We start from the raw sequence: 20,939 nt of genomic DNA, 5'->3' as shown, positions 1-20,939 counted from the left end.
CCTGAGCATTTTCGGCGACGGCTCTGAGAGTGTGCTGAAGCTTGTCCATCGAGCCATTGAAGTTCTCCCGCAACCCGTCGAGATGGGAAACAAACGCGGTCTCAATGCGGTAAGACATGTTGCCGCTGGAAAGCTCGCCCAAAATCTCCAGCCCTGGGCTTCACCGCAAGCCAAATATAGAAACGCCCGCATCATCAGCGGGCGTCTTGTCAATCACGTTGGCTTGGAAACAATCGCTTAGCGAGCTACCGATGCCCGGGCTACGCTGTGAATGTCGGCGCGATCGATGCCGAGGTCCTGCAGCTCACGTGAGCTCATGCGGCCGAGTTCGGTTACGGTTTGACGATACTTGCGCCAAGTGCTGAAAGAGCGTGCTACGTTCATGATGATCCCCTTTCGTGAGGTGTCGTGACGCCAGCAACCATTCTTGGTCCCAACGTCGTTTCGATGATTGGAATATAGGCCCATGCGCGCCCATCGATAAGACACAAGGTCTCAGGTCGGCCATGCACTCACAGCATGGGTCCGGTCAGAAGATGAGCAGAAAGGGCTATCAGGCCCGGAACCGGTCGAAGGCAGTGAGGCGTTTAACGGGAGGATCTGCGTCTGGATAACGGTAGATTTCGGTTCTCAGATAGCGGAGCTCATCATCGAGCGCTTCTTCCCCAACCTCGATCCACCAGGATTTCAGGCGGCCGTCGCTTCCGTCGGACCAGCGATAGCCTCGCGCCTTCAGGTGGTCCTTCATGTCGAAGGGACTGTTCTCCGCAAAGATCCGGACACGCGACCTCTTGCTTGCCTCATAGAGCTCGGCAAAAGCGGTGGAAGCCGATCCGTCCCCTTCGCGAACCAGGACCTCCAGAAGTGCAAAGCAATCATCGACTGCACGATGACCCTCATGAAAATATCCCGCCTGACCGATCAGGTATCCGAGCTTGGTGCCTTCATATCCCCGCGACGACCAGTCGATCTCGGAGTTGGAGCAAGCCCAGGCCTTGCCGGAAAACAGGTGACAAAATGCCTCGCAGAATGGCCGGTCAAAGCCGGCATTGTGGGCGATCAACAGATCCGCTGGTTCGATCAGCGCCTGCAACGCAGCCATATCGATTGACTGTCCGGCGACCATCTCGTCGGTGATGCCGGTGAGCCGGGTGCTATCGGAAGGAATAGCAACGCTCGGCTGCTGAAGCCCACCATAGAGCCCAGTGACGTCACCGAAGTTCCCTGTGTCATCGAAAGTGAAAGCGATCACGCCAATCTCGATGATCTCATCCTTGCGCGCATTGAGACCCGTGGTTTCAGTGTCGAGAATGATGCCTTTGAGGGGGTACTCTGGACGTGCAAACGGTGAAATCGCGCGCGGCAATAGCTTCTGCAGGATCCGATATCGACCTGTTTCCGACAGATGCCGGACCATGTCCTCTTCACTCATCGGGATGGCATGCTTTTCGACCTTGGCGGCTTTGGAGGGGCCACGCGTGACCATCGGATCGCGCGCAGCCTGCTCCGAAAACATGTCAAACTGTTCTGCCATTCCTGTTGCCAAAGCCCCGCCGCCAATTTTCCACCTTCAAAACACGGCACGATCGGCAGATCAACCTTGTTGGTGGGGTACGATTTCAGACAATCTGGCCAGCAAGGTTCACAACTGCGCAGTTTCACGCACTGACAGCTCTTGGGTGGTTGGCCAGAAGCGTCCCAAATAGGAAGGGCATACCAGCTGTAGCAGGAACTGCGAAAGCCGTTCGCCTCCCGCAAGACCGGTTAAAAGGGTTGCCGCAGGAGGGTCAGCATAGCGACGGCAACGCCGGGATCCGGGATCGACAGCCCCGGCGCGCGGGTCCGCTTCTCACATTCCAGAGCCCCCACCTTGCCTCCATGACCAGAATTGACGGCAAATAGATCCCAAGCTCCGCCCGCGATGAACCAGATTTGCAGCATCCACCAGGCACAGGGTCTGTTGGTTTGCGCTATCAATGCCAGGTGCTGCGTCGTCCGGCGCGGCGATTCACAAACCACAGAATGTGGTGTTGGCGGAGTATTTCTTGTGCGACGAAAATGCACCGTCGTGTGCGCCAGAGTGCCCTCCACGCGATAGTCCCAGCGACCACGTCCCTGGGGCCATCAATGGATGGCTGACCGCCTCGATCCCGATCGGAAGGCCTATCCTGAAGAATTTATCGAACAACACCGTCTTCCGACATTGCCTGTCCATCATCGACGTGGCTGGCACGTTCTGCGGCGAGTTCTCCAGTACGCCCAGCCAGATCAGCGGGCGAACGAGATTATGTGCGATAAACCAACCCGCCTCGTGTCGGGGGCCGAGCGGTCCCCTCGCCGGGAAAAGCTCCACCGGGAGTGCCCATTCGGTATAATCGCCAAGCGTCACCCAGTCGCCCAATCGGGTCGAGACGATGCCCAGCATATGCCTAAGATCCCATAACAGGGCAGCAGCTTCGGGAGAAAGACTCTCCTGCATCGGAGCGGCCAGCATCCATTCTGCGAGAACAGCCTGAAGTTCCCCGTGATTGCCGAGTATCGACCTGCCCCGCTTCGTGAGCAGGGCGCTACCTTTGTAGTGGCGGATGATACGAAGGTCCTGCAGCGCCCAATGCAGGATGGAGAGTGGAGGGAAATCTGGCTCGTTGAGAACCTTATTCACGGAATAGAGGATTTCCGGTTCATACCCCGGCCACTGAAATTCATGTGCGGCCCATTCGACACATTTTCTATGAAAAGCGCCCATGGACTGCGTCAGCGGGATGCCGCCGTTTTGCTCGACATAGCGGAGAAGCTTCATGCCATTGGTGGCAAGTGGGCTACCCGTCAATTCATCCTGATGAAGAGCTGTAGACAAAAACACAAAGGGGGAGAGCGTGGATGAGCGGAACATGGTAAAGGATTATGCCCGAATAACTCACCGCCGTCATCTGCCCCACATTTCGAACCACTGGGCCGCCCATCAAACCCAGGCGCCTTGATGGAATTCGAACCGACGACGACCTCCGCAGACAGCAATTTATGACGGATTCAACATCCTGGAGCTTACGCAAATCTTTTTAAAGTTGAGACGCTTAGCGTTTCATTCCTCTTGCCATAGCTGCAAGCAGCCAGTCGAACTTTCGCCAATGCCTGCCTACAGGCGGGCCTTTTTGGACATTTGTTTGGGAGAGCCGACCGTCATCAAGCCGATATAGCGGCTTCATCCCAACGCCAACGAGAATTTTCATCAGGGATACGAGCTTGTCAAAAGTTGCGCGGACCTAGCTGACCAACGCATCTACTGCTTTGCGGACCCAGTCGAGGCGTCGAGCCGGAACCAGCCCGTAATTGTAGAAGTTGATGCCTTTCGCGCCGCCTTTGATTGCCGCGTGGGTCCGGATCGCAAGTGACTCGCCGGAAAGAACCTCGGGATAAAATAGCCGAAGTCCGGCACCAAGGTATTTTTCCGCTCCCAGCACGGCACGAGTCGCTCTCATCAGGTCGCAAATCGCAGCAGGCTCCAAAAGGTAACAGCAAACTATTGCGCCGTCGCAAACCTTGCCGATCGCGGCCAGATCGACGCCACTGAGCCAGCTGTCTTTCAAGTCGATCAGCACGATCCGCGTTGCGGGATCAGCTGCATCGCGGATCTCGGCCACAAGGCTGGTCACGGGCTCCGTGCGCCAGCAGAGATAAGCGTGAAGGTCTGGCCAGGCGCGGAAGGCATCGACACCGTCCGTCGGGAAGCCGGGGACCTGGGCTTCCGGCACCTCGCGCTCGCACATCTCGGCGACAAAACGCTTCACCGTCTCCCGTGCTCCCTCAACCGCGACGCCGGCCTTTGCCGCCCGCGCCATGCAATGTTCGCAGAAGCAAAGGGAGAGCAGGAAGTCGTCCTCCGGCAGCAGGCCGACGCCGTCTTTTTCGTGATGGTACTCATGCGTGAAACCCATGAAGTTCGGACTTTCGAGTTCCAGCATGTCGGGCTTGTAGGCATACGTAATTTCGGCGACCATGGTGACGACATAGTCGCGGGCCGCCGGGCTGGAAGGGCAGAGATTGTAGTAGTTGGCATTGCCGAAGGCATTGCGCGTCACGTGCTGCGGATGGAGCATTCCGAGCCGGGTGTTGTGCAGGCAGACCGTCCAGCAGGAGACCTTCATGCCACCCTCTTTGCGCGCCGCAGTCAGAGCGGCCAACATGTCGCCGCGCTCAACGACATTGCGTGCCATCAGCGGGCGGATCTCCTTGCTCGCCCAGGTCTCCTCGCTCGGGCGATAGTAAACCGTTCCGTCCTCGGGAAAATAGGCCTTCTGGTCCGGGCTGCGAGGCTGCAGGAACCGTCCGGCGTGATAGGAGGTGGCGAGGCTGACGGTGTTGAGACCGGCGCGCGGTCGCGCAACTCGGCGCTAGCTTGCGCCAGGCCCTGGTCCTGAAGGTCCCAGGGATAGGTCCACATGGAAAGATGCATGGTCCCGCCTCGTTCTATGAATTGTTGACTGCAGCAGTTCGTGCTGCAGGTTCGTGTTCTTCTGTCACCTGTCGATCGGCTCGGCGACCTGTATCAGGCAGTCGCCGGCCTGGCTGTCGCAATGCAGGCGGTGCGAGATGACGATTCCACCTTCTGCGAAATACAGCGGCTCCTCCGCCAGATCCAGACGTTCCATGTCGTGATACCAGCCCGCGACGTCACCGCAGGATACGGTCGTGCCAAGCGCCACTGCCGGCTCGAACCAGCCGCGCCTCTCGGCATAGATGCCTTGGCTATGGCGTGACAGGGATAGTAGCTGCAGCGGGCTCCGTACCGGTAGAGGCGCCATCGACAGGATCGGCATTTCGACAATCCCGAGAGCAAGAAGCAGGCGGTCAATGGCCGAGGCCGTGAAGGCCATGCTCTCCGGTGTCACCGTTCCACCGCCGCCAAACTCGCCCGAAAGTCCGATCGCGCCGGCGCGGCTCGCTGATCCCATCGATGTCGGCGCCGCTGGACCATTGTCGGCAATGAACGCGTAGGAACCGCCCATGGCGGCGAGAAGCGCAGTTGCACGTCGAAAGCGTTCCTCGTCCGCCTGTCGTTCGATCAGCGTGCAGGGCAGATGCGCCATCGAGGTGCCCCCCGAATGAAGATCGAGAACGACGTCGTGGGAAGGAAAGAGCCGCCTCTCCAGAAAATCCGCAAGGCGCGCCGTCGGGGTGCCGAGGGGATCGCCGGGAAAAGCCCGGTTGAGATTGCCACCATCCAGAGGAGAACAGCGCCCTGCCGCCATGACGGCCGGCAGGTTGGCCATTGGCAGGATGGTTACAGCGCCACGGATCTTCGACAGCTCAAGACGGCGCATCAGGCGCCCGAGCTGGAGCTCTCCCTCATACTCGTCGCCGTGATTGCCCGCCAGGAGCAGGATGCTAGGCCCCTCTCCGTTCTTGAGCCGGAGGATCGGAATTCGGATCTGGTAGTATGGCGATCGATCGACTGAAAAGGGGATGGCGAGAAAGCCGGTCTGTCGGCCTTCCTGCGAAAAATCGATCGGATTGACGAGGCCACTATGCATTTTATCTCCAGTATGGCAGCGCTTGCGGCGCGGACGCGCCGCTCGAATTAAAGGTCGATTTCAGTCGAGATGCCGATCATGCAGTTTGACGAAGGGATGAAACGCAAACGACATTGCGGCGGGAGCCCGCCAAAAGCGGCATTCCCCCGGCCTTCCGAGATCCGCCGATTTCATCCAAAGTGCGTGAGATAGGCATTGGTCACACAATGATCCGGGCCGAGGCCGTAAACGATGGCATGGCGGTCGATGCAGGTGCACGGATGCGAGACGCCAAACTCGATGACATCGCCAACGGCGACGTCGCTCTGTTCGCCGAGCTGGATGAAGGCGTGCTGGTCGTTCAGCCGCACGACCGCGCATCCCGGCAGGTCGGCGTGGTGCCGCCCGTTTCGATAGAGCGCCAGCGGTTTTGGCAGACCCTGATCGTTGGCGACGTCACGCAGGCCCATGCCACAGATCGCAAGTCCCGCTTCGGGACGGGACAACACCTCCGCCCAGACCCGCAGCGCCGGAACGAAGGCCGCCGAGGCCGATTGCACGACCCCTTCCCGGACGTAACCGCCACGGATATCGAAATCGTCCAACCCACGCTGATAGATACCGTGATCGTGGAAGAAGATGGCTCCGCTGCGAAGCACCAGGCGGCAATGCGGATCGGCGGCCACCGCCGCGCGGAGCCCTGAGATGACCATATCAAAGAAGACAGATCCCCCGGCCGTGAGGATCAGCGGACGCGCATCCCCGAGGCAGGCGCGAAGCGCGATGAGAAATTCTGATGTGATGTGCAGCAGACTGCGAATGCGCTCTGCCGTTTCCTGCGGATCGGGCGTGGCGGCGGCGCCTTCGTAAGCGGCGATGCCCGTCAGCCTTAGCCTCGGCGTTTCCGACGCCAGAAGAAAGTCCAGGATGCCGAGACCCGCTTCCAGGCTTCGGGCACCGGCCCGGCCGGCGCCGAATTCAATCAACAGGCCAAGGGTCGGCAGATCGGCGCGCTCGCTCCATGCTTGGCGAAGGGCATCGACCGCTTCGCGGGAATCGACGAAGATATGGAGCTCCGCCTCTGGAAAGCCCGAAAGCAGCGCGGCCAGTCGCCGCGCGGCGGCAACTCCGCCGATCTCGTTGGCAAGGATCAGTTTTCGCTGACCGGCCTTCAGGAATACGCTTGCTTGGCGAATGTCCGCAACCGTCGTGCCCCAGGCGCCGGCAGACAGCAGCGCTGCGGCGAGCGCGGGTGCCATCGGCGTCTTCGCATGCGGGGCGATCTCGACGCCATGCTCCTTCATGAGCCCCATCATCGCCTCGATATTGCCGGCGAAGGCGGTTTGGTCGAGCGACATCAGAGGCAGCCCCATCTGGCCGTCATAGGGCTTCCAGTTCTGCGCGCCGATCGCATCGAGTGACAGCGGCGGGTGACCGGGCGGAAAGCCGCGGATACGGTCATCGATCAGGGGATTGGGCAGGGCATTCAATCTCACGTCAGACATGGTTCTCTCTCTCGGTGAAGGCCTCATCATCTCCAAGGCCCAGCCGGTAGGTGTCGTTTGCGGTGGAAAAGAAGAGCGATCGCTGCTCGTGCAGCGACAGAGGTTCGGCGGCACGCAGGAAGACTTCGTAGACTTCGTCGAACGTGGCATGCAGTCCCGCGACCGGGAAGTCGCTCGCGAACATGCAGCGCGAGACGCCGAAGCTCTCGAGGCAATGATGGATGACCGGTTCCAGGCTGTCGAAGCTCCAGGCATGGTCATAAGCAACGAGGTCGGATATTTTGAGCCGGATGTTCGGCTCGCTGCCGAGAGACGCCAGGCCCCTCCTCCAGAGAGCCATCCCTTCTTCCGTTCGATCCGCCGGGCTGCCGCCATGGTTCAGGACGAAAAGCGTCTCGGGAAATGCCCGGACAAGATCGCGTGCCTCATCCATCTGCCAAGGATAGAGCATCAGGTCGAAGACCAGTCCGATCCGGGCGACATGCGAGAGCCCGGAACGCCATTGCGGATCTGCCATCCGCCCTGCCCGAGGTGCAAAGCTCTTGGCAGAATCCGGATGCCAGCTAACGATGTCGCGGATTCCGACTACTCTCGGATTGGCCGCTTCCGCCGCAAGCCTGACACTTGCATCCGGATCGTCAAGCTTTACTCGGGCGACATAGCGCCGCGCGGTGCCGCCCGCATGATCGAGAGCGTCAAGCCACGCGGTCTCCTCATGGGGATGATCGTTAGACCAGCCGGCTTCGACATGAACAGTGGCGACCACATTCTGACGCGCTGCATCTGCAGCATAGTCCGCGATGCCGTAGTTTCGCAGCAACGCGGACATGCCGCAGAACATCGTTTCCTGCGTCTCGTCCCGCGCTTTCTCCAGCCAGGGATGGCGCTTGAGCCCCAGGTCCCAGAGATGGTGATGCGGATCGATCACCGGGCCGGCGTAGCGCGTCATCGACGTGCCTCCCGGCCCGAGATCAGAAGCAGCGCAAGAATAAGCGAGCCGAACATGATCGAACGCCAGCCGGCAGAGGCGTTGACGACGGTGATCAGCGCCGTCGTCGTCACCAGCAGGATTGCCCCTGGAATGGTTCCTGCATAGGTGCCCCGGCCGCCGAGGATGGACGTGCCGCCGAGCACTACTGCTGCGATGGAGGTGAGCAGGTAGGGATCGCCGATGCCGACATAGCCCTGCCGGTTCATCCCGAGGAGAAGGATGCCGGCGAGCCCGGCGAAAAAGCCGGACAGCGCATATAGAATGAGGGTGTTGCGTGTCATGCTGACGCCCGAGAGGCGGGCAGCCAGCGGATTGGCGCCGAGCGCGAGGAACCGGGCACCGATCGGCATGCGGTGGATCAGCACCAGCACGCTGACCGACACGACGATCCAGAGGAGCACACCAGCCGGAATACCGAGTGGGCGCGCTTGTCCCAGCATGACGACGGCCGGGTTCTGCACCGTCACGGCGCTGCCGCCCGCGACAAGGACCAGGACGCCCTGCAGGAAGGTCGCCATGGCGAGCGTCATGATGATCGGCGGAACCCGGAGAACGGAGGCGCCTGCTCCGTTGAGAAGACCGACGCTGATTGCAATCACGAGTGCCAGGACGACGCCGACCAAACCCGTCGGATCCCAGTCTGGCGACAGAAACGGCAGCAGGATTGCCGTGACGGTGATCACGGCGCCGACCGAAAGGTCGATGCCACCCATGAGGATCACCAGCGTCTGGCCGGCGGCGGCTATGCCGATAACTGCTGCCAGTTCCAGCAGGTAGCGCAAATGCCCATAGGCAGCGAAGCCGTGTAGCGTGAGGCCCGCCACGAGCCATACCAGCACAACGAGAACGAAGGTGAGGAGCGGCGGATTGCTAAAGAGCGATTTGAACAATCTCATCACGCGGCCCTCCACCGTCCGAGAAGCTCCGGAATGGCCACGGCTCCGACGATGATAAGCCCTTGGGCGACATATTGCGCAACGGGAGGAAAGCCGAGGAAAAACATAACGTTGATCATCACCGACAACAGTAGGCTGCCGCAGACCGCTCCCCGCATCGTCCCCCGGCCGCCGAGAAAACCGACACCGCCGAGAACGGCCGCCGCAATCGAGTTGAGCGTGAAGGGTGCGCCGATGATCGGATCGCCTGAACCAGTCTGGGCAGCCACGAACAGCCCTGCGAGCGTTGCCAGCAGGCCGGACAGCGCAAAGGCAATGATCTTCACCCGCTCGATCGGCACGCCAGACCGAAAGGCTCCAACCGGATTGTCGCCGGCGGCATAGATCCCGAGGCCGAGGGGCGTCGCGAGAAAGATTTTCCAGAACCCGAGGATCAGCAGCAGAAACAGGAAGGCGACCGGCGTGTGACCGGCCAGCGCCGTGGAGAGCCATTCAGGCACGAAGCCACCCGGCCGAGGCAACAGGAGCAGCGCGACGCCGGTGATGATGAAGGAGCCGGCGAGCGTCACGATGATCGCCGGGAGCCGAAGAAGTGCAACGATCGACCCTGTGGCAGCCCCGATGCAAAGGCCGGCGACGGCGACCGCCAAAATGCCGCCGGTGGCACCGAGAAAGCCGCCCATGGTCGTCGCGGCAACTACCGCGCCAAGGCTTACCAGCGGACCGATGGCAAGGGTGATGCCCCCGTTTAACATCAGCAGGGCTTGCGCCATGGTGACCAGCGCCAAGGGAAACCAGTTCTGCGTGAACTTGGAGAAGCCCCCGATCGACATGATGCCGGGAAAGAGCACGGCATAGAGCAAGAGGAAGGCTGCCACGACGATGTACAATCCGAAAAGGCCGCGATTTCGCTGTCGCTGCACGGCGCCGTAGAGGCTTGACGATGATGCAGGGGTCATGGAATGGCCTCTTCTTGCACGAGTTTCGCGTCGCCGCTTTCCTCGACCGCCATTGCGGCGCCGACGATGGCTTCCTCGGTAATGGCATCGCCCTGCAGTTCGACGACGATCCGGCCTTCGCGCAGAACCAAGACGCGGTCGCAGAGATGGACGAGTTCCGGCGTATCCGAACTTGCCAGGATCACGAGACGCCCCTCCGCCGCAAAGCGGCGCAGCATCAGATAGATTTCCCGCTTGGTCTCGATGTCCACGCCGCGCGTCGGGTCGTTGAGAAGGAGGACGCTCGGATCGAGCGGCAGCCACTTCGCCAGCGCGACTTTTTGTTGGTTTCCGCCGGATAGGGCCTGGACCGGCCGGGCCACGTCCCCCTTGATCATGAGCTGACTCGCGAGATCGCCGATAAGATCGGCTTCTGCGCGCCGGTTGCGCAGGCCACCACGCGCCAGTCGTGCCAGAGAAGGAAGGATGATATTCGAGGCGATCGAATGCTGTAAAACAAGCCCTTCATGCTTCCGGTCGGCTGGAACGTAGACGATGCCAGCCGCATTGGCGGCGGCGACATCTTTCGGGAGGCCGGACCTGCCGTCGATCTCTGCCTCTTTCGCTTTCGCGGGAATGGCACCGTACAGACCGAGGAGAAGATCTTCCTGCCCCTGCCCGACTAGCCCGCCGATCCCGAGGATCTCACCAGTGCGCTGAAATGTTGGCATCGCGCACCATGCCGGCCGCAAAGCCGTCTGCCCGCAGGCGAAGCGCACCCGACACCGCCGCCGGGCGAGGTGGAAAGAGAGCGCCAGTCTCACGGCCGACCATCAGCCGTACCAAGCCTTCTCCATCGATGCCGGAAAGCGACCTGTCGGCGGTAATGCCCCCGTCCTTCAACACCGTGACATGGGAGCAGAGGGCACGCACCTCGTTCAGCCGATGAGAAATGTAAAGCACCGCCACGCCCCCGTCCCGCAGCGTGAAGACCAGGTTGGCGAGCACGCCTGCCTCGTGGGCCGACAAGGATGATGTCGGCTCGTCGAGGATCAGCACGCGGGGCTTGGCAAACAGCGCCTTGGCGATCTCCACCATCTGGCGCCGCCCGAGCGACAGGTCCGAGACCGGCGTGTCGAGGGGTTCGGTTATTCCGACCAGATCGCAGACATGCCCCACGCCGCGGGCAAGAGCGCGGTAGTCGATCAGGCCAAATCGCCGCGGATAGGCGCCGAGCCCGATATTTTCGGCGATCGACAGCTGACTGGTAAGGCTGAGTTCCTGCTGCACGACACCGATGCCAGCAGTTCTCGCCAAAGATGGCGAAAGCCGTGCAACGGCCTTCCCATCAATCGCGATGGTACCCTGATCCGGCGCCAGCGCGCCGGACAGGAGATTGATAAGCGTGGACTTCCCGGCACCATTCTCGCCCAGCAGGGCATGGACCCGGCCCGGCATAAGGGCGATGTCGACGCCCTTCAGAACTGGATTGCCGAAAAACCCCTTGAAAACTCCGCGCGCCTCCAGCACCGGCTGTCCAGCGGTCACGATGTTCTCTCCTGCCGGCTCACGAGGTCCAACATGGCTTCCACTCACTGTGCGAGGAGCTTTTCGAACAGCGCCTTGTCGTAGTTCGAATAGATATATCCGTCGGCGGGGAAGTCTTTGGCGCGGGCGAGATAGCTGTCCACGGAGCCGTTGTCGATTACCGGCAACGGAACCTTGATGAAGGCCGGAACGGTCTTTCCCTGGAGGGCCTGCACCGCCGTGTAGACCGATAGCGCGCCCAGCCAGTTCGGCTGCATGGTGGCCCAACCCTTCAGGCCCTTTTCCTTCCAGAGCTCAAGAAACTGGCGTGCATTCTCGCCCGTGATGGGAACCTGGTCGCGACCTTGACGATCGAAGGCGAGAACGGAGCCGGCCGACAAGGCGCCGCCGAGAGACAATATCCCGTCGATCTCCTGATTGGCAAAGAGCAGGCTGGTCATGGCTTCCTGGGCCGGTGCGACATTGTATTCGGTGTTCGTCTCGGTGATGACCTCGATGCCTTTGTTGGCGTCGAGAACCTGCTGCGCGCCCTTGCGGCGATCGTCGGAGACCGAGATACCTGCCGGACCGTTCATGACGATGATCTTGCCCTTGCCGCCAAGCTGGCCGACCAGCCATTTCGCGGCAGAAGCGCCCCATTCGTTGGAATCTGTGTTGATCTTTGCCGTCACCTTGTCCGTGTTGACGAGGCTGTCGAAATTCACGACGGCGATGCCCTTGTCGCAGGCATCGGAGATGACGCGGTCGAGCGCATTGGAAGACCCGGCAATGACCACGATGGCATCCACATTGGCGTCGATCATCGACTGGATCTGCTGGATCTGGGTCTGTGCATTCCCCTGGGCGTCGGTGATCATCAAATTCTTGACCAGGCCTGACTTCTTGAGTTCTTCCGCTTCCGAGGCGATGGTGCCCTCGGTCTGCTTCATCCAGGTCGGCACCGAATAGATGTTCGCCCAGCCGATGGTGTAGGGCGCCTTGCGGTCGCCCTTGACGCAGCTCGATGCTGCAGACGCGCTGCTGAACGATGCAGCGACAAGAATGGTCGCAGTCGCCGCGGCAGCAAGGAGGCGGCGCAGTGTTGTGTTGGATTTGTTGGTAAGATTTTTCATTTCGTTCCCCTTTTTGAGGCGGCATCGCATGTATAAGCCGTACAGGCGCCGCTTATGGTAACGTTACCATTCGGAAAACCCGTGTCAATGATAACGTTACCATAGTATGACGAATTTTGGCTTGCGCTTTGGCGGCTTGCCCGACCTGATTGCCTTTCCGGCGATGGAGGTCAGGCGGTTGCCTGCGAGCGGGGCCCGGACTAGAGATCAGTGCTGGCAGGAGGCAAGGAAACGGATGGAGATTGAGCGCGAAGACGACAAAGCCACCTTCGTTTACGACGAAGTCGTACGCATCGCCGGCACGGGCGCGCCAAAACCTGTCCCGTTCGATGTCGAGGGCAAGGGGCAGCCGGGGCGCGCATCGATCGGCGACGTCGCGCGACTGGCCGAGGTCGCACCGATCACTGTTTCAAGGGCGCTGCGGAATCCCGAGATGGTCAGCCCCGACAAACGCCTGAGGATACAGCGCGCGGTTGAAGAAACCGGCTACAGTGTAAATCCCCATGCGAGCGCTCTCAAAAGCGGTCGAGCCAATATCGTCCTGGCATTCGCTTCAAATCTCATGAGCGAACAGTTTTCCTTGGCGTTGCGGTCCTGCACCGCAGTCCTGGAAGATGCAGGCTACCTCTTTCTTGTCGGCCAGACTTCATACTCCTATGAACGCGAGACGGCAGCCATCCGCTCGCTACACGCCATGAAACCTGCCGCCGTGATGTTTACCGGTGTCATCGAACTGGAGACCAATCGAGAACTCCTTCGCGGCCTCGGCATCCCCATCATGGAGACCTGGGCGCTGCCGCGCGATCCGATCGACATGCTGGTCGGGTTCTCCAACACGGAGGCCGGATGGATCGCTGCCGATATCTTGCATAGAAAGGGATATCGCACTGTGTCCTATGTCGGCCGGCGCGGTGGCCGTGGCGCTCTGCGGCTGAAGGGCTTCCACGACGGTTGTGGTGCGCTCGGCATGACGCTGCTCGGCGAACACCTGATAGACGACGTCAATGGTGTCTCCGACGGCCGCCGCTGTCTGGCGGCCGCCATATCCCAAGCGGCAAGACCCGAGGCGCTCTTCTGCAGCAACGACGTTTTGGCGCTCGGCTGCATGATGGAGGCTCGCCGCCTGAACATCCGCGTGCCCGACGACCTTGGAATCCTCGGATTTGGTGAAAGCGACATCGCCGCCGAAATTCCCCCAGGTCTCACGACGATCGGTATCGACAGTGCCATGCTAGGCCGAAAAGCGGGTGAGATGTTGATTTCAAGTCTCTCGGGCGCGCCCCTCGCAGGTAAATTAAAACGTCTAGACCTGCGTGTGAGCGATCGCGGCAGTGTTTGATTGATCGCTCCCGCCTCAACAATGTCGCGCGGCACCACTTTGGACGGTCCCCATGATTGTCGCTCGATAAATTCCGTAGTGTTTGCTGCCGGTCTTGATAGGATTTGAACCGCCGACCACGCAGCCACAAAGTGCTTTCGCGAAGCCTCGATGACTGATCGGAGCGCGTTGTGAATATCATCTCTAGTATCTTTGACGCCCCTCACCGGTCATTCTTTGCTGGAGTACGAGGGAAACAGCTTGTGCACTTCGAATCTGAGAGTGCTGCTTCTGGAACGCTGAGGTATCAGACCATATTGCATCCGGGGAAGAACGGGCTGAGTGGCCGGCGGCTGTATCTCAGAGAGTTGTCAAACACCCGTCTCATGAATTACCAAACTCTTTGAAATAGGTCGGTTAGATGCTTTGCGACAAACCCATCCGCGGATCTCGCGGATGGTGAATATGCAACTACAACGTTTCTGCTCGCGAGTTTGAGCCCAACATTCTCCTGCACGTAAAAGCCTATCGCGGACGTCAGAATTCCGTCCACTCCTCCTGTTTTAAAGCAGTATTTCCACGGGAAGTGACCCGTGCCGTGGGAGTCGCCCGTTGCGACTTCATAGCGGATGCTGTTTGGCGAAGGCCAGTTGCTTGCGATCTTGCGCTCCCGCCCAGTTGAAACTGGCTGATTAGCTCACGCAGGTGCCCGGCTTCTGAGGCAAGGGTGGCGCTGGCAGCATTGCTTTCCTCGACCATGGCAGCGTTCTGTTGCGTAACCTGGTCCATTTGATTCACCGCCGTGTTGACTTCCGCCAACCCCACGGATTGTTCACGGGCTGATGTCGCAATAGCATCCATATGTTGGTTGACGGTTACGATGTAACTCTCGATAGTTTTCAGCGCATCCCCGGTCTCGCTCACCAGTTTTACACCGCTTTGCACTTCGAGCGAGGAATTGCGGATGAGTTCCTTGATTTCCTTGGCCGCCTTTGCGGAGCGCTGGGCAAGTTCCCGGACCTCCTGTGCCACGACTGCAAATCCCTTTCCAGCTTCGCCTGCACGAGCGGCCTCAACGCCTGCATTCAGGGCCAGGAGATTTGTCTGGAAAGCGATTTCATCGATCACGCCAATGATGTTGGAAACCTGATTGGAGGATTCCTCAATTTTCTGCATGGCATCGACGGCGTTCGCGACGACCTTACCAGACTGGGCGGCACTCGCATTGGCTTGTATAGCAACAGATCTAGCTTCTTCGGCACGCTTTGATGAATTAGCCACGTTGGCTGTGATCTGATCGAGTGCAGCAGCCGTCTCCTCTAGGGACGCGGCCTGTTGCTCTGTGCGCTTTGACAGATCCTCTGTGCCTTGGCTGATCTCGCTTGTCCCATTTTCGATTTGCCCTGCGACCTGCGCAACGGACCGCAGTGTATCTGCAAGCTGTCCTACCGCACCGTTCAAGTCATGACGAAGGGCGTCGAAATCAGGAGCGAACGCTTCATCTATTTGAAAGCTAAGGTCGCCGGAAGCGAGACGACGAAGACCGCCGGCGAGACCTGTCGTTGCTTCCTGCAAACGGATCTGTGCCGCATCTTCAGCCTCGGCGGTCAAACGAACTCGATCTGCCTCGCTTTGAACCCGCGTGGCGTCAGCCTCGGCTTCAAGACGTTTGTTGGATATAGCCGCCAAGCGGAACACTTCGACAGCACTTGCCATCTCGCCGATTTCATCGGCGCGGCCGACGAAGGGAACAGAGCTCGCTCTATCCCCACCAGCAAGCTTGGTCATTGCCGCCGTTATCTTGGAAATCGGTCGGCTAATCCCTGAAATTGCAAACCACACAGCGCCGAAGATAATGGCAAGAATGCCGCCAATCGCTGTATAGGTGATTTCGATTGTGGATGAAAACTCAACCGCACTGTCACTGGCAGCTTTTGTTGCTCCGTTCTTGTTCACTGCGACAAGCTGGTCAACGAGATCAGCCATCTTGTCTGCAATTGGGGACATTTCTTTATTCATGACCGCCTTGGCGTCATCATCCTGCGAAACCGAAGAAAACTTGACGAATCTCAGTCCCACCGCGCTGAGGCGTGAAAGATTGTCGCGAAGGTCTCCGAGCAGGCCGCGATCATTATCATCGAGACCGAGAGCCTCGTAGTTCTTAAATTCGTTGACGATCCGCGCTGTCCCCTTATCGATGGAGGTCTGCGCCTCATTCTGTGTCTTTTCGTCGGATGCTGCGAGATGCTCCAGATATGCCACGCGCAAGTCGGACAAGGCTGTATCGATTTCCTTTGCAGTGGCCACGCTTGGCAGCCAGTTGGTCGATATTGCGATGACGTTGTCATTGGTCGCCGTCAGCGAGCGAACTGCGAAATAGGAGAAAGCAACAATTGCAAATCCTACAACGAATAGAACGCCGATCAAGGCGGTTTTGATTTTGGGGCGTGTCACGCGGGAAGCTCCTCAACGGCATGGGTGTGCATATCGGCAAAATATGCTGGCCAGAGCAAACCATCTGCTTTGGTTCAGCTCAAAACACACAGCCATCGTGTGCTATCGAGTTGGAAACATAAGGCGAATATTTCAGACGATGGTTAAATTATATGTAAGATGCAGCTCTCTATCGAACGTCCGCACAAGTCAGACGCAAAACAAGCCTATACTGGGTGGTACAAACATGACCTGGTCGTTTAGTTACGGAGGAGATATAGCGGCTTTATGGAACTTCCCCAGTGATTTCACTGGGAGTTCTCGAGCCGTCGACGACTAACTACTGGCTTTATTGGTCGCAAACCGTCATCTTGGCTCTAGACTAACTTGTCTGGATGCGGAGACTGCTGCTCGACAAGTAAGACCGGTATGAAGGTCGAGGTTAAAGCGTCGCTCTCACCCAGCGACCTCGCTACCGGCAAGCCAAGCTAAATCATCGTGAAATCCCGCGGCTTGTTCTAGGGCCACAGAGCACATGCTGTAATAGCGTTGTATCCGCAGAAACATAATGATACGCCCTATCACACACCTCGCATCAGAGTACTTTCACCATGTTTAACCGTTTGCCCACATATTTTCGTCTTACATCCTTCTTTCTGCTTATGCTCTTTTCGGCTCCAGCATGGGCAGATCGAGTCGTCGTCGACCAAATTGGAAAGACCGTCCACTTGCCAGAGGTTGTCGCCCGGGTTGTCATCCTGCAGCACCAGAGTCTCAATATCGCAGTCCAGCTTAACGCCATGTCCAAGGTCGTGGGTGTGCTGGACGAATGGCAAAAACAGCTAGGAAAAAATTATCTGCGCCTTGCTCCGGAACTTTCAAAGATGCCGACGCCCGGCGGCCTGACGAAGGTCAACATCGAGGAGTTGCTGAAGCTGAGGCCCGACGTGGTGATCGTGACCAACTATGCGCCTCCCGAGATGATCTCCCAGATCGAAGGAACGGGTATCCCCGTCGTTGCGATCTCGCTTCTCGACGTGCCGCCATCGGAAGCCACCAAACTTAGCCCGTCAGTGGCTGATGAGCCGAAAGCCTACGATGCCGGCTTTGCTAACGGTGTCAGGCTCATCGCCGACGTCTTGGACAAGAGACAGCAGGGCGCGGAGTTGATCGCTTATGCGATGAAGAACCGGAAGCTGGTCGCAGATCGGCTGGCAGGGCTCGATGAGTCGATGCGCGTTCCGGTCTACATGGCAAATCCTGACCTGACCACATATGGCCATGGCAAGTACACGGGACTGATGATGGCCAAGGCCGGTGCCCGCAATGTCGCCGACAGCGTTGCCGGCTTCAAGCAGGTCACTATGGAGGACGTTCTGTCGTGGAACCCGGCCGTGATCTTCGTCCAGGAGCGTTACCCCGAGGTCGTCAAGGATATCAAGACTTCCAACTCCTGGCAGACAATCGATGCCGTTAAGAACGACCGGGTCTACCTGATGCCGGAATATGCCAAGGCCTGGGGCTATCCGATGCCGGAAGCGCTGGCTTTGGGTGAGCTTTGGATGGCGAAAACGCTTTATCCCGATCGCTTTGCCGATATCGATATGAAAAGCGAAGCAGACGAGTACTACCGAAAGTTCTACCGCACCGACTACCAGTCGGCCTTGTGAGCGGAAGACTAACAGCCGTGTTCGCAGCACCAAGATTGGTGTTATGGGTCCTAGCCACTCTGTTCATTGCGGTGGCTGTGTGCTCGTTGGGCGTCGGCCGCTACGGGATTTCTGCAGCACGGGTCGTGGCCATCCTGATTGATCCCATCATCTCGGCAAACCCTACAGTCTCGGCAGTCGAGCGCACCGTCGTGTTCACTGTACGCCTTCCTCGTGTCCTTCTTGCGATGTTCGCAGGAGGTGGGCTGGCGCTTGCAGGTGCCACACTACAGGGCGTCTTTCGCAATCCTCTTGTTGGACCACAAATCATCGGCGTGTCTTCGGGCGCAGCTTTCGGGGGCACTCTGGCAATTTTGTTGGGTTTCCCCAGCTACTGCCTGCTCTCGAGTGCTTTTCTGTTCGGACTGTTTGCTCTCTTTCTCGTCTACGGCTTGAACATTCTTGTCGGAAGGAAAAACATTCTCGCGCTCGTTCTTTCTGGCGTTGTTGTCAGCGGGTTTTTCGGCGCGCTGGTAAGCCTCGTACAGTATCTGGCCGATACCGACGAGAAGTTGCCGGCAATCGTGTTCTGGCTTCTCGGCAGCTTTGCAACCGCGAACGCTTCAAAGCTTGAATTGATCGCTATCCCAGTTCTGGTGGCCTCCGGTTTCCTCCTCGCGCTTCGCTGGCGGGTTAATTTACTGTCGCTTGGCGACGAAGATGCAGCGGCCCTCGGTGTGCGGGTGGAGTTGCTCCGCTGGATGATCCTTTGCCTCGTCACCGTTATCGTCGCAGCGCAAGTAGCAGTGAGCGGCATTATTGGCTGGGTCGGCCTGATCGTCCCTCATATGGCCCGTACCGTTGTGGGACCCGACCACCGATTTATGCTTCCGGCTTCTTTGATGATCGGTAGCATCTACGTTGTCCTCATCGATGACGTCGCCCGAACCCTGTCAGCCACCGAAATTCCCCTCGGCATCCTGACAGCGTTGATCGGAGCGCCAGTCTTTGCCATTCTCCTGCGCCACAGCCAGTCGCAAGGTCTCAGATGAGCCGTTCCATTATAACGATTAGGGATGCAGGGCACAGCTACGACGGTCAGCGTTGGCTGTTTCGCAATCTCGCTTTCGAGCTACGTTCAGGCGAGATCCTGGCCATCCTCGGCCCAAACGGGCGTGGGAAGTCGACGTTGCTTCGCGCACTCGCTGGCCTGATCAACCTAACGGTTGGCAACATCCAGCGATCCGGGTCAATTGGCTTCGTGCCTCAGGATTTTGGAGGGTCATTTCCCTATTCCGCGCTCGATATCGTTCTCATGGGTCGTGCTCGCCACATCTCGACATTCCGAAGCCCCAGCAAGGCCGACGAAGCGATCGCTCTCGACGCCCTGGCCACCACAGGCATGCAGTCATTTTCGCAAAAGAGTTTCAATCACCTCTCAGGTGGCGAGAAGCAACTCGTTCTCATTGCCAGGGCGTTAGCCGGAAAAAACGAGTGCCTTCTGCTTGATGAACCCGCATCTGCCCTCGATCTCAAAAATCAGGCAAGCGTGCTGGACCTCATGCGGGGTGTTGCCCTGAGCCAAAACCTTGCGGTGGCCTTTACAACCCATCAGCCCAATCATGCGCTCGCGATCGCCGATCATGTTCTGATGCTGTTTGATGAAACCGAAGCGGTTCTAGGGCCAGTAGAAAACATAATGACGGATGAAAATCTTGCAGCGCTATACGGTATCCCAGTACGCTCCATAACTTTTACGCACGATGGAGATCGGCACACTTCCATCGTGCCCATACTTAGAGACCGAACTTCAGGAGTTTAGACAGGAAACAACCATGCAGACCAGGATCAAGCCGACGCCTCTCATCGTCCTGGCAGCGGGAAGTCTTCGCAACGTCTTCGTCGAAATTATTTCGGAGTTCGAACGTCAGTTGGGAATACCTGTGCATATTGAACACGGTCCCGCAGGCCTACTTCGAGAAAAGATTGAGGAAGGTGCATTGTTCGACGTCTTCGCATCTGCCAACTTGGCTCATCCGGAAAAACTGCATTCGCTAGGGCTGACCGGCCCAGTCCTTTGCTTTGCGCAAAACCGTCTATGCTTGATCGCTCGCCGAAGCCTTGCAGTTAACGAAGAAAATCTGATCGATGTGCTTGCGGATCCAGAAGTGAGGCTGGGAACATCCACTCCGATGGCCGACCCCTCCGGAGACTACGCTGTCGAGTTCTTCCAGAACGTCGAGCGTCGTCATCCCGGAAAAGGACGATTGCTTGCTGGCAAGGCCCAGGCGTTGGTGGGCGGGCGAAATTCCGCTCCGATCCCGAAAGGCAGGACACCCGCCGGTTACCTGATCGGACAAGGAACAGTAGACACATTTATCAGCTACGCATCCAACGGGTTGCTCAATGAAGGTGACCCGAACCTCGTTGTCGTTCCGCTTCCCGAAGCTTTAGGGCCGACCGCAAAATACGGTGTTTCGTTGCGTCGGAATGCAGCGGGATCGGCCGCACTGTTCCGCAATCACTTATTCACACCGACGACCAAACTCGCATTGGCCGGGCATGGATATGTGGCGGATGGCGACTCGTCATACGAGGCGCCAGCGAATGCCAGACCGCGGAAGATCCGCGCAACAATTTGACTCAACCACCTTGCTGTTTCGTTGAGTAAGTCAGCAAATCAGCGATAAGTCGTCAACGCGACCATCTGGCGTGCCACCTAAACGCCCCTAAACCCCAATTCGAATGTAAGCACAGGTAAACCCAAATGGCTTTACGCTTGTCGCCTCAGTCAGCTTAAGACGATATCCATATCGGCCCATCAACTCTGTAACATCGACGCCTTCTCCACCTCAAACACGTTGTCCTTGTGTGGGAGTTTCCAGTTTCTGATTTGCTGGAGGGCTTTCTTGGTTGCTGCCTTGGCATCCGATGCGACGAGCAGAATATTGCGGCAGTTCGCCGAATTCTGTGGGATCGTATCCGCCTAGCATTACAGTTGCGTATTTTTACAAGTTCTGAATCTATAGGCCTCCATGA

16 protein-coding genes and 2 pseudogenes are annotated in these 20,939 nt (G+C 58.6%); 6 read left to right on the top strand and 12 right to left on the bottom strand.

The window, feature by feature from the left end; translation table 11 throughout:
- Positions 1 to 241: hypothetical protein (locus EQW76_RS29520; RefSeq protein WP_203452805.1), on the top strand; the 241-nt coding region annotated here is incomplete at its 5' end.
- Here the strand turns inward: EQW76_RS29520 and EQW76_RS27365 are convergent.
- The 11 genes and pseudogenes from EQW76_RS27365 to EQW76_RS27315 form a co-directional block, all read right to left on the bottom strand.
- Positions 238 to 384 (bottom strand): DUF1127 domain-containing protein, encoded by a 147-nt coding sequence (locus EQW76_RS27365; protein WP_142832422.1) that lies wholly within the window; start codon positions 382 to 384, stop codon positions 238 to 240. The genes EQW76_RS29520 and EQW76_RS27365 overlap by 4 nt on opposite strands.
- Positions 385 to 553: 169 nt before the next feature.
- Complete coding sequence (locus EQW76_RS27360; RefSeq protein WP_142832421.1) at positions 554 to 1,534, bottom strand: 3'-5' exonuclease; 981 nt, start codon at positions 1,532 to 1,534, stop codon at positions 554 to 556.
- Positions 1,535 to 2,008: 474 nt separating this feature from the next.
- Positions 2,009 to 2,893 (bottom strand): hypothetical protein, encoded by an 885-nt coding sequence (locus EQW76_RS27355; protein WP_143123466.1) that lies wholly within the window; start codon positions 2,891 to 2,893, stop codon positions 2,009 to 2,011.
- A gap of 370 nt (positions 2,894 to 3,263) precedes the next feature.
- Positions 3,264 to 4,453 (bottom strand): annotated as a pseudogene (locus EQW76_RS27350) (hypothetical protein).
- Positions 4,454 to 4,517: 64 nt separating this feature from the next.
- Positions 4,518 to 5,531 carry a succinylglutamate desuccinylase/aspartoacylase family protein gene (locus EQW76_RS27345; protein WP_143123465.1) on the bottom strand — a complete coding sequence of 338 codons (1,014 nt, stop codon included), beginning with the start codon at positions 5,529 to 5,531 and terminating at the stop codon, positions 4,518 to 4,520.
- Positions 5,532 to 5,701: 170 nt separating this feature from the next.
- Positions 5,702 to 7,015, bottom strand: coding sequence for an alanine racemase (locus EQW76_RS27340; protein WP_143123464.1), 1,314 nt, complete (start codon positions 7,013 to 7,015; stop codon positions 5,702 to 5,704).
- Positions 7,008 to 7,964, bottom strand: coding sequence for an amidohydrolase family protein (locus EQW76_RS27335; RefSeq protein WP_143123463.1), 957 nt, complete (start codon positions 7,962 to 7,964; stop codon positions 7,008 to 7,010). Before EQW76_RS27335 ends, EQW76_RS27340 begins: the two co-directional genes overlap by 8 nt.
- Entirely contained in the window at positions 7,961 to 8,902 is a 942-nt protein-coding gene (locus tag EQW76_RS27330) for an ABC transporter permease (RefSeq protein ID WP_142832417.1), read from the bottom strand. The genes EQW76_RS27335 and EQW76_RS27330 overlap by 4 nt, the downstream gene beginning before the upstream one ends.
- A complete protein-coding gene (locus tag EQW76_RS27325) occupies positions 8,902 to 9,861 on the bottom strand; it encodes an ABC transporter permease (RefSeq protein ID WP_142832416.1) in 960 nt (319 codons plus the stop codon). The genes EQW76_RS27330 and EQW76_RS27325 overlap by 1 nt, the downstream gene beginning before the upstream one ends.
- Positions 9,858 to 11,388: pseudogene (locus tag EQW76_RS30045) on the bottom strand (sugar ABC transporter ATP-binding protein). Before EQW76_RS30045 ends, EQW76_RS27325 begins: the two are co-directional and overlap by 4 nt.
- 44 nt (positions 11,389 to 11,432) lie before the next feature.
- The gene (locus EQW76_RS27315; protein WP_143123462.1) at positions 11,433 to 12,500 is read right to left on the bottom strand and encodes an ABC transporter substrate-binding protein; all 1,068 of its coding nucleotides are present in this window, start codon (positions 12,498 to 12,500) and stop codon (positions 11,433 to 11,435) included.
- 235 nt (positions 12,501 to 12,735) lie between these two features.
- Between EQW76_RS27315 and EQW76_RS27310 the strand changes: the two genes are divergently transcribed.
- Positions 12,736 to 13,839: a LacI family DNA-binding transcriptional regulator gene (locus EQW76_RS27310; RefSeq protein ID WP_143123461.1), complete on the top strand. Its 1,104-nt coding sequence runs from the start codon at positions 12,736 to 12,738 to the stop codon at positions 13,837 to 13,839.
- Between the two features lie 516 nt (positions 13,840 to 14,355).
- Here the strand turns inward: EQW76_RS27310 and EQW76_RS27305 are convergent.
- Positions 14,356 to 16,272, bottom strand: coding sequence for a methyl-accepting chemotaxis protein (locus tag EQW76_RS27305; protein ID WP_142832412.1), 1,917 nt, complete (start codon positions 16,270 to 16,272; stop codon positions 14,356 to 14,358).
- 707 nt (positions 16,273 to 16,979) lie between these two features.
- Between EQW76_RS27305 and EQW76_RS27300 the strand changes: the two genes are divergently transcribed.
- From EQW76_RS27300 to EQW76_RS27285, 4 genes are read left to right on the top strand one after another with little or no spacing between them, the layout of a single operon-like run.
- On the top strand, positions 16,980 to 17,921 hold the full coding sequence (locus EQW76_RS27300) for an ABC transporter substrate-binding protein (RefSeq protein ID WP_279309170.1): 942 nt from the start codon (positions 16,980 to 16,982) through the stop codon (positions 17,919 to 17,921).
- Positions 17,918 to 18,952 carry an iron ABC transporter permease gene (locus EQW76_RS27295; protein WP_244617038.1) on the top strand — a complete coding sequence of 345 codons (1,035 nt, stop codon included), beginning with the start codon at positions 17,918 to 17,920 and terminating at the stop codon, positions 18,950 to 18,952. Before EQW76_RS27300 ends, EQW76_RS27295 begins: the two co-directional genes overlap by 4 nt.
- Positions 18,949 to 19,722, top strand: coding sequence for an ABC transporter ATP-binding protein (locus EQW76_RS27290; RefSeq protein ID WP_143123460.1), 774 nt, complete (start codon positions 18,949 to 18,951; stop codon positions 19,720 to 19,722). The genes EQW76_RS27295 and EQW76_RS27290 overlap by 4 nt, the downstream gene beginning before the upstream one ends.
- 13 nt (positions 19,723 to 19,735) lie before the next feature.
- Entirely contained in the window at positions 19,736 to 20,542 is an 807-nt protein-coding gene (locus tag EQW76_RS27285) for a substrate-binding domain-containing protein (protein WP_161991032.1), read from the top strand.
- The last annotated feature ends 397 nt before the right edge of the window (positions 20,543 to 20,939 follow it).

The sequence above is a fragment of the Rhizobium sp. rho-13.1 genome, assembly GCF_007000305.1.
Lineage (GTDB): Bacteria > Pseudomonadota > Alphaproteobacteria > Rhizobiales > Rhizobiaceae > Rhizobium > Rhizobium rhododendri.
This window is presented reverse-complemented; position numbering and strand designations above follow the sequence as displayed.

Coding starts and splice junctions, on each gene's coding strand:
- EQW76_RS27345 (WP_143123465.1), bottom strand. CDS start 5,531: ATGCATAGTGGCCTCGTCAATCCGATCGATTTTTCGCAGGAAGGCCGA.
- EQW76_RS27365 (WP_142832422.1), bottom strand. CDS start 384: ATGAACGTAGCACGCTCTTTCAGCACTTGGCGCAAGTATCGTCAAACC.
- EQW76_RS27310 (WP_143123461.1), top strand. CDS start 12,736: ATGGAGATTGAGCGCGAAGACGACAAAGCCACCTTCGTTTACGACGAA.
- EQW76_RS27355 (WP_143123466.1), bottom strand. CDS start 2,893: ATGTTCCGCTCATCCACGCTCTCCCCCTTTGTGTTTTTGTCTACAGCT.
- EQW76_RS27360 (WP_142832421.1), bottom strand. CDS start 1,534: ATGGCAGAACAGTTTGACATGTTTTCGGAGCAGGCTGCGCGCGATCCG.
- EQW76_RS27330 (WP_142832417.1), bottom strand. CDS start 8,902: ATGAGATTGTTCAAATCGCTCTTTAGCAATCCGCCGCTCCTCACCTTC.
- EQW76_RS27285 (WP_161991032.1), top strand. CDS start 19,736: ATGCAGACCAGGATCAAGCCGACGCCTCTCATCGTCCTGGCAGCGGGA.
- EQW76_RS27335 (WP_143123463.1), bottom strand. CDS start 7,964: ATGACGCGCTACGCCGGCCCGGTGATCGATCCGCATCACCATCTCTGG.
- EQW76_RS27290 (WP_143123460.1), top strand. CDS start 18,949: ATGAGCCGTTCCATTATAACGATTAGGGATGCAGGGCACAGCTACGAC.
- EQW76_RS27340 (WP_143123464.1), bottom strand. CDS start 7,015: ATGTCTGACGTGAGATTGAATGCCCTGCCCAATCCCCTGATCGATGAC.
- EQW76_RS27325 (WP_142832416.1), bottom strand. CDS start 9,861: ATGACCCCTGCATCATCGTCAAGCCTCTACGGCGCCGTGCAGCGACAG.
- EQW76_RS27315 (WP_143123462.1), bottom strand. CDS start 12,500: ATGAAAAATCTTACCAACAAATCCAACACAACACTGCGCCGCCTCCTT.